Origin of the sequence: Rhodococcus sp. C-2, from assembly GCF_027854095.1 — a bacterium.
In the GTDB taxonomy this organism is placed as follows: domain Bacteria; phylum Actinomycetota; class Actinomycetes; order Mycobacteriales; family Mycobacteriaceae; genus Rhodococcus_F; species Rhodococcus_F qingshengii.
Map to the genome: position 1 here is coordinate 316,407 of NZ_JAQGFI010000002.1, position 12,606 is coordinate 329,012.

Consider the following 12,606-nt stretch of genomic DNA (forward strand, 5'->3'; position numbering starts at 1 on the left):
CGTTACATGAAGTTACGGATACTTGACGACCGAAGTCAACCCCCGAAGGCTCAGCGGGACCAAGCCTCAGAACGAGAGAGCCCCTGCAGTGAAGCGATGACCTGTTCGAGCGGCTCGATACTTCGAGTCGTCTGGCACACCGCCACTGCACCTTCGACCGACGTGATCGTCAGGTTTGCCATCGATTTTGCCTGCACTGCAGGATAACCCGCAGTTTCGAGTTGCGATTCGATCAACTTCTGCCATCCCAGCATGACCTCAGCCGACACTTCCGCGACTTCTGGCTCACTGGCACGCGCCAACCCGCCGGCAATCACCGGGCAGCCGATCGCGAAGTCCGAGCGTGTGAGATTGAGTCGCCAGATGTCTCCGACCGCTTCGATCACGTCGGCCGTGGAACCGGTAGCCGCAGCCGAGCTGATTCGTCTGGTGATGATCGCACCGGCCGCGCGCACAGCTTCGACCATCAACTCGGTCTTGCCGCCTGGAAAGTGATGGTAGATCGACCCACGGGGCGCGCCGCTGTGCTTGATGACGTCGCTGAAGGATGTCGCATCGACGCCGTTGCGGCTGATCAGTTCGACCGCACTACGAATCATGCGATCACGTGAGCTCAGCTCTGCCATGTCACAGATCCTTCGGCCGTCGGTACACCTGTCGACTCATACGCTACGTTATGTATGACGACCTACATAGTGATGGGATGAAACAATGAGTGACGAGACAACCGCGACCGTCGATCCGGCGCAGATGACAGGCCTCGAACTTCTCCGCTGGATGGGAACGCAGGTCAACGACCGGCCCAGCATCGGACGCCTCCTCGGCATGGAGATGCGCGAGGTCAACGAAGGATCCGTGAGCTTCGCCCTGACCCCGCGCGCCGATTTCAGCAACCCGCTCGGCACTGTGCACGGCGGCATCTGCGCAACGCTGCTCGACTCGGTCATGGGCTGCGCGGTACACACGATGCTTCCGGCCGGCGTCGGCTACACGACCCTCGAACTCAAGCTCAACTACATCCGCACTGTGCCTCTCGACGGTGACGAGCTGACAGCCCACGGCAGTGTCATTCACGTGGGCGGGCGCACCGCGACCGCAGAGGGCAAGGTCTTGGACAAGAACGGCAAGTTGGTGGCGCACGGAACTACGACGTGCATGATTTTCCGCTAAGCCCGACGTGAGCAGGGTGCGAGTGCCGATGTACGATCGGCTCGTGACCCTGCTCACTGCGCACCTCTGGTGGCCCGACCGCTGACGGTCAGCCGCAACTGCGTGCTGCCCGGACCGATATCGGGTGGTCCAGCAGGCTCCTCTCAGGATCCCCGATCCGGCAAATGCCGTACGCGTCGTCGCTACGACCGCCAAGATCAGGTACCGAATCCACGAAGGAGAGTTAGTTGACCACCACCCCACTCAACCGTTCGCTCGAGCCTTTGGGCGTCTCCATCCCGTCGAAAGTGCCGACGCACTGGTACAACCTGGCGGCTGACCTCCCCGAGCCTGTTCCCCCGCACCTGCATCCGGGCACTCGTGAGCCGCTCGGCCCCGAGGACTTGGCGCCGCTGTTCCCGATGAACCTCATCGCGCAGGAAGTCGCAACCGAGCGCTACATCGAGATCCCGGAGACGGTTCGCGAGATCTACGGCATGTGGAGGCCCTCTCCCCTGTTCCGCGCGCATCGACTCGAGCGCGCTCTCGGCACACCTGCCCGCATCTACTACAAGTACGAAGGCGTGAGCCCGGTCGGTTCACACAAGCCGAATACTGCTGTCGCGCAGGCTTACTACAACGCAATCGAGGGAACCACCAAGCTCACCACCGAAACCGGTGCGGGACAGTGGGGTGCGTCGCTGTCGTTCGCGGGCGCGCTGCTCGGACTCGACGTCGAGGTATGGCAGGTTCGCTCGTCCTTCGATTCGAAGCCGTACCGACGCATCCAGATGGAGGCGTACGGCGGAATCTGTCACCCGTCGCCTTCGGACCTGACGGAAGCCGGACGCGCACTGTTGAAGTCGCATCCCGACACCACCGGCTCGCTCGGTATGGCCATCAGTGAGGCCGTCGAGGTCGCTGCGCAGGATCCGAACACGCACTACTCACTCGGTAGCGTGCTGAACCACGTCATGCTGCACCAGACCGTGATCGGTCAGGAAGCAATGGTCCAGCTCGAAGAAGCCGGCGACGCCGTCCCCGACACCGTGTTCGGTTGCGCCGGCGGCGGTTCCAACCTCGCCGGACTCACCTTCCCGTTCCTGGGACGAAACCTTCGCGAAGGCACCAAGACTCGTCTGGTCGCCTGCGAGCCGTCGGCATGCCCGTCCCTCACCCAGGGCGAGTACCGCTACGACTTCGGTGACGTCGCCGGCCTGACGCCGCTGCTCAAGATGCACACTCTGGGTAAGGATTTCGTACCGCCGGCCATCCATGCCGGTGGCCTCCGCTACCACGGCATGTCGCCGATGGTCTCGCACGCGGTCAACCTCGGACTCATGGATGCAATTGCCGTCGATCAGGACGACGCACTCCAGGCAGGTCTGATTTTCGCCCGCGCCGAAGGAATCATCCCGGCTCCGGAATCAACCCACGCGGTTGCCGGCGCTATCGCTCACGCCCGTGCCGTCACCGAACCCGAGGTGATCGTGATCGGGCTGTCCGGCAACGGTCAGTTGGATCTTCCGGCGTACTCGCCTTACGTCTGACGCCGTCGGTGTGGTGGTCTCGTGCGTACGAGGCCACCACACTTCGTCACACCGAGCACGTGGGCTCGATCTCGCGATCGACATCGTGCCGGCCCTCCGCGAAACGAACCGATCAGTTTGATCGATCGGTTACGGTCTTTCGATGCAGCTTCGGTTGAAGGAACATTGGAAACTGGTCGCACTCGGACTGGCATTGCTCGTGGCGATCGCGTTCATCGTCGTATCGGTAATCTCCGACTCCAGTGATGCGGCATGGCCGAAGCAGAAGACAGGCGGTCCGATCGTCGAGCAAGGCGTTGTCAACGTAGACCTCTCCGATCCTCCGCAACAAGCCTGGGAACTCGATGTCCGAGCGCTCACGGACAACCCCGGGGACGTGCTGCTGTCGATGCCTTCCACGCTCGATGGCTACTACGGCTACGGCAACACGTACCAAGTCGGTGACGTGCTGGTGGCCGCGACTGCTTATCCGCTTCCCAAGACCGACGAGTCTTCGTCGAGTCAGGGAGTCGGTGCCGTCACACTCGTCGGGGTGAATCCCGACGACGGAAGTCCGCTGTGGAAAACGCGAATCGGCGGAATCATCGGCCAGTGCAGTCAGCAGAACGAATCCACGATCATCGTTTGCTGGGGCGATCGACGGATGATCTTTGTCGATACTGCGACCGGAACTCTGATGTCCGACCTCGGAACCGACTTCGATCTCAATGGCGCCACCATCGCCGGAGACACCGTGTACACGTCCGGCGAAAGGATGGACGGAACGGTTCGAACACGAATTCTTGCCAGCGGCACCACAACCAATTTGACGGCCAACTTCGTGCGTACCTTCGAACCAAGTGAGAAGTTCGGAGCCGTCTACACGGTCCCTCACACCGACACTGTCATTGCGATGGAACAGGGCGACGGCGGGGACCCGCAGTACCGCTATCGAATCTACGATCTGCAGTCCGGCGCCGAACGATTCCGATTCGAGGGCGATTCGCTTGTCCCTACCGGGAACGGATTGTTCCTCACCAGTGTCGGCGGCCGGTCGGGATATGCCGGAACCCAAAACCTCTTGGCTTCCGACGGATCCACGATTCGTGCGATACCGATTCCCTCGTACTCATCGTCGTCCTACCCAAGTAAGCCTTCGACGGCGGTGCCGATGTTTCTCGGCGACGGCGCCTACGATCCGGAGTCGGGTGACGAACTCTGGCGCAGTTCACAAATCGTCAACACCGCGACGGCCGGGACAGGAAGCGCCATCGCCGCGGTGGTAGGAAAAACAATCCTGGTCACGTCTCCCGAGACTCGCACAATCTCGGGTCTCGACGTCGAGAGTGGCCGACAGTTGTGGCAAACACCCTGGCAAGACGCGTACTGGGTTCGCAGCGGGGTAACCGATGGCGACCACTTCGTCTTCAGCGACTACACCGGCATGCATTCGATCCGGGCTCGCGACGGAAAGATGACGTGGTCGGTTCCCCTTCCCCCAGAAGTTGATCCACGCGGAGTCGTCGTCTCGAATGCCGGCAAAAACGTGTCGTTCTCCTGGCAGAACCATTTCACCGTTTGGCGTTAGGCCGGCAACATCACCGATACCGTGTCGTACTGACCAGCCAGTTCAGCAGCAAGCAAATGGCTAGACGTGCAGCATCAATGGCCACAATCCAGTCTGGCGCGTTTGTTCAATTTCGGGGGAACGATCTCGAACAACTGCATATATCTCCGCGACTCCAATTTCGGAAAGATCAGACCAGACCTGCAGTGAAGGGGTGCGAAAAAATCGCACCGACTCAGGTATCTGATCCAATCCAACCGTAAAGGGAGCCAACGGGATGGTCGCGAAATCCCCAATTTGCAGTCGGCAACAAATAGTCCAGTTTGCGCGCAAACATCTGCGTACCGGGGGACCGAACTCAGACCAAATTCGTCGTCATTTCGGTTTGCAAAAACGCGCGTTCTTCACGCAGCTCGACACCCATCTGGACGATTCTGCACTTTCAATGCCCGAAAAAGTTGCACTCCGCCGCATCTGCCGACAGGAGGATAGAAGGTGCCCGATCAAACGTATGAACGTCTCAGCAGGTCAAGCCAACCCACCCCGGCCGATGTACGACGCGCTTCCTTTCCCACCCCAGAACCATCATGCTTGACGATCGAAAGCCGCCAACTACGTTGAGCCGCTGGATTCTTCCGCAGTCCCCTCTTCTCGGATCGGGATCATCGGAGATCCAACAGCCGCGCGACTTTCAGGCTCAAATGCAAGGCCAACCGGTCGTCGCCGTTTGCCAAGTCTGCTCGTGTTATCTCCTGAATTCGCCGCAAGCGATAGTACAAGCTCCCTCGATGCACACAGAGCGCCTCTGACGTTCGCTTTACGTCACCGGCATTGTCCAAAAAGCTCTCCAGCGTCGCGAGAAGAGCCTCACTTTTCGAGTCCTCATGGCTGAGCAAGGACTGCAAACCTGAGTGAATACTGTTCTCGAGTCGATCCTCCGACAGTTCGGCCAGAAGTCCGTAGACGCCGAGATCCCGATAACGCACAACATTTCCGAGCACCTTGACGACCTGGGCCACATCTGCGGAACGTCTGGACTCTTCGTAGGATTCGCGCACATCCGCAACCGAGGTTCGCGGTTCACCGATACCGACCCAACATTCGATGTTCTGGCGCCCACTTTCAGACAAGACTCGCTCCCGGGCTGCCACGATCAGCGAGTCCAGATGGGTTTGAGTCGAGCGTTCGGCCACCGATACGATCAACAGACTGTGGTCGGGGCGGTCGAGTTGGATTGCACTGTTCCGCGGGAGCCTCCGACGAAGCTGATCGACGCCGACGGCAACACTCAGACGATCTCTTTCGGTCAATGTCGACTGGTCGCCAGGACGGAGCAACACAGTGACCACGACTGCTGGACCCGCAGCCAACAAGCCCTCCTCGGCCAACCTGTTTGCCGCGTCCTCGCGCAGCGACCGCTCGCCCGACAGGACGTCTCGAGTAAGTTCCCGCTCCCGACTTCGGGACAACTCGTCCAGCAACTGTTCGCGGTGGAGGATCATCGCTGCCGCATCAGCCGTGCGCCTCAAGACCTCGGCTTGATCCTCGTCAACTTCGCCCTCTGAAGTCAACAGCCAGACGAAGCCCAGCAGCGCATTGCGGTACCGGATCGGCATCCCGACCCGGCCAAGGGTCAGCCCTAGTTCTTCGTTGACGGGAACAGTGAAGAGATCGAGGGCTTCACGGCCTCCACTCGCGTAGATGAAGTCTACGATCTCGCGTGAAACATTCCGCTGTAGAACGGAATTCATTCTGACTGAATCGACGGCACTGTCATGCGAGTTGTACGCGAGCAGACGAATCTGTACATCATCGATCGCAACGGAACGGTCCAGTCGGCGCCCGGTAGTGTCCACCAAATGCTGCAGTTCTCCGACCATGGTCGAACTGTACGAGCCCCCTCTCCGGTTTGCAACATATGCCCAAATTTCTACGTAGAAGATTGAACACATGACAGTGATGCAACTAACTTTCGCACCATAGGCTCGCTTCATGCCAAGCACCCGAGACCCGTGACGTCTTCACTCGGTCCGCAAACCGGCAGAAGTGGCAGTGACGAGATCTGTTGCAGCCGTGGGATTTGCGTAATGGGGAGCGAGGCCGGCCGGCACGATCTCCCTCAGACGAAGTCGCCTCCGACCCGAAATCGACAAACGACCTTCGGTCGCCAGTTCAACATCGAATCCCACCGACCTCTTTCAATGTCGAATACCTCGAATGACATCGGTGACCGTGATATCGCAAAGCCGTTGCCATTCAGCATATCCCGAGAGGAATCATCATGACCGGCACAGCAAATGCTCCTGTAGAGCATCAAACCGAGACGTCACCTGGACGTCGATCGGCGCGCCGTAGGGCCCTGATCGCCGGGGCGACAGGCAACATCGTCGAATGGTTCGATTTCACGATCTACGGCTTCACTGCCGCAGTTCTCGCGACAGTGTTCTTCCCTCCGGAGTTCGGCAGTGGCGCACTGCTTGCCACCTTCGCTCTTTACGGAGTCGCCTTCTTGGCCAGACCTGCCGGCGGCATATTCTTCGGACGGCTTGGTGACCGCCTCGGCCGACGGAGATCATTGTCCCTGGCAATTACGCTCATGGGCTGCTCGACAGCGGCAATCGGTCTCCTACCGACGTACGCTTCGATCGGTGTTGCAGCACCGCTGTTGCTGCTGCTGTGCCGATTGGTTCAAGGATTCTCGGCCGGCGGCGAATACACCGGAGCGGCAACCTTCGTCGTCGAGCATGCGCCGTCTCACCGCCGAGGCTTGTACGCGGGGATTATCAGCTCTTCGTCGTTCGTCGGCAGTATCTTGGCCACGGTCACAGTCTTGTCATTCAGCTCGGTCGGCGCTGAGCACTTCGCCGACGGAGGATGGCGTTGGCCGTTCATCATCGGAGGCGTTGTCGCCATGGTGGGCCTGTTCATGAGGCTTGCCGTCGAGGAGACTCCGGCGTTCAAGGAAATGCAAGAAAACGATTCCCTTCCAACCCGCCCACTCGCAGATCTGTTCCGCAATCACTGGCGGACTCTGCTCACGTCCTTCGTGTACTTCGCCTCGCTCGGTGTCGTTACTCATATGCTGCTCGGCTACATGCCGACATTTCTGGTTCTCTCAGCCGATGTTCCGAGCACGGTTGCACTGCTGATGACAACCGGCGCTTTGGTTCTCGCAGTACCGCTGTTCATCTTCTTCGGCGCCACAGTCGACCGAATCGGCCGGAGGCCACTCGTCAGAATCGGCATGGTGATGTCAGTTTTCGTCTCGGTGCCCAGCTACATGCTCATCGGTACCGGAAACATTTTCGCGATTGCCATTGCACTGGCTGCTCTGGTCATCGCGCTTTCCTTACTCGCGTCCGCTTTGCTCGTAATCCTCGAAATGATGCCGACGCATGCTCGATTCACCGGCACGGCAATCCCCTACAACATCGCATATGCGCTCTTTGCAGGAACTGCGCCGCTGGTGTGCGCAGCACTGGTCAACGCCACTGGAAGCGATCTGTCGCCTGCCTTCTACGCGACCGCCATCGCTTTGATCGCACTTCCCATTCTGTGGCGAGGGATTCCGGAAACGAAAAACTGGTCTGCCACGCAGGGCAGCCCGACGAAACATTTCTGACAACGGACGCGCCACGGCTGTGATTTTTTGCGCAGCTGTCGATAGCGTTCCGATGGCCGCCACGAGAGAGTTGAGGACGACGAACACCTCTGGACTTTCAGGTGCCAAATTCATTAAGACAGAGCCGAATCCGAGAAGTCGGGATGAAGCTCTCCAGAGGAAGTCGACGGCGTCGGAATTACCAGAACCCAAGCTTGCCGGATCGAACAGCTGTGCTTTCGATCCGGCAAAGCCATCAGTAGAAAGAGAGGCCGAAAGTGCCTACCGACAAGACCGATGCAGTTGTGGTCGGAGCTGGAGTGATCGGCAGCTCCATCGCCTACGAACTGGCCGCTCGAGGTTACGAAGTCCTGGTCATCGACAAGTCTGGTGGTCCGGGCTACGGCTCGACCAGTGCATCCAGTGCGGTTATCCGGTTCAACTACTCCACATTCGACGGTATGGCTGCGGCTTGGGAGTCGCTGCATTGCTGGCAAAACTGGAACGAGCATCTCAACGCGACAGTCGACGGCGCGCTTGCGAAGTTTCGGCAATGCGGGATGGCACTGCTCGATGTCGACGTCGCGCCCCACGCGCGCACGATCGGATTATTCGAGAAGATAGGAATCGATTACCAGCTTTGGGACGCAACGACACTCGTCGAGAAGATTCCCGGTATCGACGCCGGCAAATACTATCCTCCGAAGCCAGTCGACTCGGAGTCCTTCTTCGCAGATGCCGAAACCACGCTCGGCGCGCTGTACACACCTCAGGCGGGGTTCGTCGACGACCCGCAACTGGCTGCCGCGAATCTTGCTGCGGCAGCACGTTCGCACGGTGCGGTTTTCGCATACAACACGCGTGTAGTGGCAGTCGAGCAGTTGCCTGACGGCATCTGGCAGCTAGGGCTCGACGACGGGGAAAGTGTGAAATCCAAGATTGTCGTCAATGCCGCCGGCCCCTGGTCAGGAGCGTTCAACAAGCTGTCGAACGTCGGGGCCGACTTCAAGGTTTCGGTTCGGCCCTTGCGCCAGGAAGTTCATCACGTCACCGCACCCACTGGCTACAACGACGACGAGATCCTCGGCCCGATGATCGCCGATTTGGATCTCGGAACCTACATGCGAGCCGAACCTGGAAACGGTTTCCTTGTCGGCGGAACCGAACCGGATTGCGATCCGCTCGAGTGGATCGACGATCCTGATACCGCCAACCCGAATCGCACTGTTGCCCGGTTCGAAGCGCAGGTTTTCCGCGCCGCCAGGCGTTTCCCCACCCTGGAGGTCCCGTCACAACCGAAAGGTATTGCCGGCGTGTACGACGCAGCATCCGACTGGACCCCGATCTATGACAAGACAGACAGGCAAGGTTTCTACGTCGCCATGGGCACCAGCGGGAACCAATTCAAAAATGCGCCCATCGCTGGGCGCCTCATGTCCAGGATCATCGACCAGGTGGAAGCTGGACACGATCACGACGCTGATCCCCTGACCTATGTCGGGATGCACACCGGGCTCGAAATCGACCTCGGCGCATTCTCCCGCCTTCGGGCACCCAATGCCGAGTCGACCGGGACCGTCATGGGTTAGAAGTGTTGTCCGGCTTGGAGAATCGATAGCCGCGACAACTGAATAGACACGGCTGTGGGTGTCCACCACGTGGTGGACACCCACAGCCGACTTCTCCTTCAACGGCGTCTACGGAAAATCGCCCGTCGAACGTGTCAGCGTGCACATCGTCGCCGGGACGAACAGCTACCGTGCATGGCATTTTTTCAAGTAGCTCAGGAACGATGCCTGCAGCCCGGTTACGTGCGTCTCGTGCAACAACGCGGTCGAAACATCCTGCGACCGTCCCTTGCCATGCAACTGCTCCACGACGGCGAGAACGTTGCGTGACAGTCCGCGATAGATCGGAATGGGTCCAGTCAGTTCGGCTTCGTTCAGCGTGACGTGCAGCTGCGGAACAACTGAGCCCGCGCCACGCTCGGGCAGTGCCTCGACCAGTGTGTGGATCTGGCTGTCGGCGTTCACAACTCCGGGACTACCCGCACCGAAGGTCGCGAATGGGGCCGCGTCGCGCAGCCATGCGTAGAGAGCGAAAAGTCCTCCGTACGAGTACCCGAAGAGCCCGTGCCCGGACTCGCTGACACGTAGCTCCGACGAGTACAGGCGAGGGTGGAGTTCGTTGGTCAGGAAGTCGAGGAAGACGTCCCCGTGGGTGTCTGCCAGCTCCTCGAGGTAGGCGTCCACGTACGCCTGGGTCATTGCACCCGAGTCGCGAGCAGCGGCGAGAGTAGCCATCATTTCTTCGCCTACCGGTTCCCCAGGCGGCACGAGATCGCGGTTGCGGAGCCGTGCCCAGTTGGCAGCTTCCTCACCGGCATATCCGACGCTGACCTGGATGTACGGGGCGACCGTCAGGTACGGGTCTGCCTGCGTGACGATGAGCGGGGCGGTAAGACCTACAGCCCAGTTGCCGTCCATCACGTAGATCAGCGGTAAGGGATCCATGGAGTCCGCGTAGCCGGGGGGTGTGGTCACCCAGACGCCGTAGCTGTGTCCCGACTTCGCCGTGATTTCGAAGTACTCCGTGTCTGCAAAGCATCCGTGCAGCATTGCGCTCATCGAACGTCTCCCTTGACGATATTTCCGGACTTCACGACGAGAACAGCCATGTCCGGATCGGCGAACACCTTTGCGTCTCGGAGTGGGTCTTGCTGCCAGGCAACCATGTCCGCCTGCATACCGACGCGGATCGTCCCGACGCTTTCCCCGATACCGAGAATGTCGGCATTGACGCTGGTGGCCGAAACGAGTGCATGCATCGGCGACTCCAACTCCGCGCGCAAGTGCAACTCCTCACCTCGGTGCTTTTGGTGCGGCCCGATGAGGTCCGAGCCCAGGCCGATCCTCAGGCCTGCTGCGCGAGAGGCCTCGAGCGCTCTGGCCATGCGTTGACGCACTCCGGCTGCACGCTCTCGTATTGCCGGGTCCAGGTCCATGCTCTCGGTGTCCGCCAACTGCTCGACCACGGCGAAGGTAGGGACCAGAGCCACGTCATGCTCGCGCATCAGCTGGGCCGTCTCCGCATCGATGTCGGTGCCGTGTTCCACGCACCGGACACCGGCTCGCACCGCGTTGCGAATGCCCGCATTGTTGTGCGCGTGCACCGTGACGTAGGTGCCGCGCGACGCTGCTTCTTCCACTGCCACGGAGATTTCCTCGACGGTGAACTGTGTGTCGGTGAGGCTGTCATGGCCTCCGACGACACCGCCGGTGACGCACAGTTTCAGAAATGTTGCACCTCGGCGGAACGACTCGCGCACATTGCGTCGTAGCTCGTCGGCATTACCCGACATCAAGGACAAGGCGCAGAGCCCGGGAATGTGGTGCATGTTCCACAGCTCGGTCGGCTCCCACGCGGCCCCGTAGTAGCCGTGTCCACCGGTCTGGCACTGCACAGGACCGCACGAGAGGACACGCGGACCACGCACCTTGCCGCTCGCGATAACGTCGACGACTCCGCCGTCGATGCCACCGACGTCTCGCACCGTGGTGAAGCCCGCGTCGAGGGCATCGCCCGCAGTGGCGAAGATGCCCGCAGCCAGTTCGGCTGCCGAGAGCTCAAACCCGAATTGCCTTCGGATCGGACTCGAAATACCCAGGTGCACATGAGCATCGATCAGCCCCGGAGTCAGAAGCATGCCGTCCAAGTCAACTGTCGTCGAACCCGACGGCGCCTGTCCGATCGCGGTGACAATGCCGCCACTCACGCACACGTCGACTTCGACCGGGTCGGTGCCCGATCCATCCGCGACCATGCCGCCGGCAAACCATACGTCAGTCAAAGGGACCTCCCGAGCATTGGAAACCACTCTCCTAAACACTGGTGAATTCGATATGCGGTACCGTACTCAACAGTGGTGAACCCGTCAATGGAGGTAGCGTGAGATCGCCGGTTGGGGAGGGTCGAGAGCGACTGTTACAGGCGCTGTTCGACGAGTTCGGTGAAACCGGCCCAAGCCCGAAGCTGTCGATGCGCCAAGTAGCGGAGCGACTCGGAGTGCACCACACGCTGCTGACCTATCACTTCGGATCACGACCGGGACTCCTCAGCGCCGTACTGTCGGAAGCTCGCCGCCGTGACAACCTCGTCATCGCCGCGATGGGCAAGGATCTCGGGTTCGCGGCCCTGTGCAGGGCGATCTGGACCTTCTACTCGAACGCCGAGCACGAAGATCGAAGCCGCACCTTTTTTCACCTGGCCGGACTTGCGGTGTACGAGCACAAAGCATTTCAAGATTTCGCCGCCGACCTCGACGATTTGGCGCACCTCCTCGAAGCGGCGGCCCTCCGCGAAGGGTTCACAATGGTGGACGCAAAGCAGCAGAGCATCATCGCAACCGCATGTCTGCGAGGACTGTTGCTGCAGAGGTTGCTCACCCCCGACGCCGAGGTCGACGCGGCCGCCGAGCGCTTCATCACCTCGTTGACAGCGTCCACCACGTAAACCCCTCATACACAACCGATCACCCCCGTTCGAGATCACCGGCGCGGGGGCGTTTTCCCTGGGCTCGGGCATGTTTCGGCGTGAGACGGGTCTCTGAACCCCGGTTGAATGATGGTCGATCACCCTTTCGACATCTGTACGAGCGAAACGCCGAAAGATGCGACAAGTGAATGTATCCCGGCTCAGCAGACACACGACATCATCGACAAGTCCGATGATTCACATGAGTTTCGAAAGTCAGGATTGAA

10 protein-coding genes are annotated in these 12,606 nt (G+C 60.2%); 6 read left to right on the top strand and 4 right to left on the bottom strand.

The window, feature by feature from the left end; all coding sequences use genetic code 11:
• Window positions 1–50: 50 nt before the first annotated feature.
• Window positions 51–626, bottom strand: coding sequence for a TetR/AcrR family transcriptional regulator (locus PCS43_RS05265; protein ID WP_007734151.1), 576 nt, complete (start codon window positions 624–626; stop codon window positions 51–53).
• Between the two features lie 85 nt (window positions 627–711).
• On the opposite strand from PCS43_RS05265, the gene PCS43_RS05270 reads away from it, so the two are divergent.
• The 3 genes from PCS43_RS05270 to PCS43_RS05280 all read left to right on the top strand — a co-directional run bounded on the left by PCS43_RS05270 (window position 712) and on the right by PCS43_RS05280 (window position 4,266).
• Window positions 712–1,170 carry a PaaI family thioesterase gene (locus PCS43_RS05270; protein WP_003945940.1) on the top strand — a complete coding sequence of 153 codons (459 nt, stop codon included), beginning with the start codon at window positions 712–714 and terminating at the stop codon, window positions 1,168–1,170.
• A 227-nt stretch (window positions 1,171–1,397) separates the two neighbouring features.
• Window positions 1,398–2,699, top strand: a complete 1,302-nt coding sequence (locus tag PCS43_RS05275) for a TrpB-like pyridoxal phosphate-dependent enzyme (protein ID WP_003945451.1) — start codon at window positions 1,398–1,400, stop codon at window positions 2,697–2,699.
• A gap of 142 nt (window positions 2,700–2,841) precedes the next feature.
• Window positions 2,842–4,266, top strand: a complete 1,425-nt coding sequence (locus PCS43_RS05280; protein WP_073512018.1) for an outer membrane protein assembly factor BamB family protein — start codon at window positions 2,842–2,844, stop codon at window positions 4,264–4,266.
• A 641-nt stretch (window positions 4,267–4,907) separates the two neighbouring features.
• Here the strand turns inward: PCS43_RS05280 and PCS43_RS05285 are convergent.
• On the bottom strand, window positions 4,908–6,125 hold the full coding sequence (locus tag PCS43_RS05285) for a PucR family transcriptional regulator (RefSeq protein ID WP_041814672.1): 1,218 nt from the start codon (window positions 6,123–6,125) through the stop codon (window positions 4,908–4,910).
• Between the two features lie 401 nt (window positions 6,126–6,526).
• Between PCS43_RS05285 and PCS43_RS05290 the strand changes: the two genes are divergently transcribed.
• Window positions 6,527–7,867 (top strand): MFS transporter, encoded by a 1,341-nt coding sequence (locus PCS43_RS05290; RefSeq protein WP_073512019.1) that lies wholly within the window; start codon window positions 6,527–6,529, stop codon window positions 7,865–7,867.
• A gap of 257 nt (window positions 7,868–8,124) precedes the next feature.
• Window positions 8,125–9,435 (top strand): NAD(P)/FAD-dependent oxidoreductase, encoded by a 1,311-nt coding sequence (locus PCS43_RS05295; protein WP_003945449.1) that lies wholly within the window; start codon window positions 8,125–8,127, stop codon window positions 9,433–9,435.
• A gap of 165 nt (window positions 9,436–9,600) precedes the next feature.
• Here PCS43_RS05295 and PCS43_RS05300 read toward each other — a convergent pair whose 3' ends face one another.
• Complete coding sequence (locus PCS43_RS05300) at window positions 9,601–10,473, bottom strand: alpha/beta hydrolase (protein WP_209911354.1); 873 nt, start codon at window positions 10,471–10,473, stop codon at window positions 9,601–9,603.
• Window positions 10,470–11,696: a metal-dependent hydrolase family protein gene (locus tag PCS43_RS05305; RefSeq protein WP_228232440.1), complete on the bottom strand. Its 1,227-nt coding sequence runs from the start codon at window positions 11,694–11,696 to the stop codon at window positions 10,470–10,472. Before PCS43_RS05305 ends, PCS43_RS05300 begins: the two co-directional genes overlap by 4 nt.
• A gap of 98 nt (window positions 11,697–11,794) precedes the next feature.
• On the opposite strand from PCS43_RS05305, the gene PCS43_RS05310 reads away from it, so the two are divergent.
• On the top strand, window positions 11,795–12,358 hold the full coding sequence (locus PCS43_RS05310; RefSeq protein WP_007734140.1) for a TetR/AcrR family transcriptional regulator: 564 nt from the start codon (window positions 11,795–11,797) through the stop codon (window positions 12,356–12,358).
• The last annotated feature ends 248 nt before the right edge of the window (window positions 12,359–12,606 follow it).

Bases quoted from the DNA above. Each gene is read 5' to 3' on its own strand.
- PCS43_RS05280 (WP_073512018.1), top strand. From the start codon at position 2,842: ATGCAGCTTCGGTTGAAGGAACATTGGAAACTGGTCGCACTCGGACTG.
- PCS43_RS05290 (WP_073512019.1), top strand. From the start codon at position 6,527: ATGACCGGCACAGCAAATGCTCCTGTAGAGCATCAAACCGAGACGTCA.
- PCS43_RS05270 (WP_003945940.1), top strand. From the start codon at position 712: ATGAGTGACGAGACAACCGCGACCGTCGATCCGGCGCAGATGACAGGC.
- PCS43_RS05300 (WP_209911354.1), bottom strand. From the start codon at position 10,473: ATGAGCGCAATGCTGCACGGATGCTTTGCAGACACGGAGTACTTCGAA.
- PCS43_RS05265 (WP_007734151.1), bottom strand. From the start codon at position 626: ATGGCAGAGCTGAGCTCACGTGATCGCATGATTCGTAGTGCGGTCGAA.
- PCS43_RS05285 (WP_041814672.1), bottom strand. From the start codon at position 6,125: ATGGTCGGAGAACTGCAGCATTTGGTGGACACTACCGGGCGCCGACTG.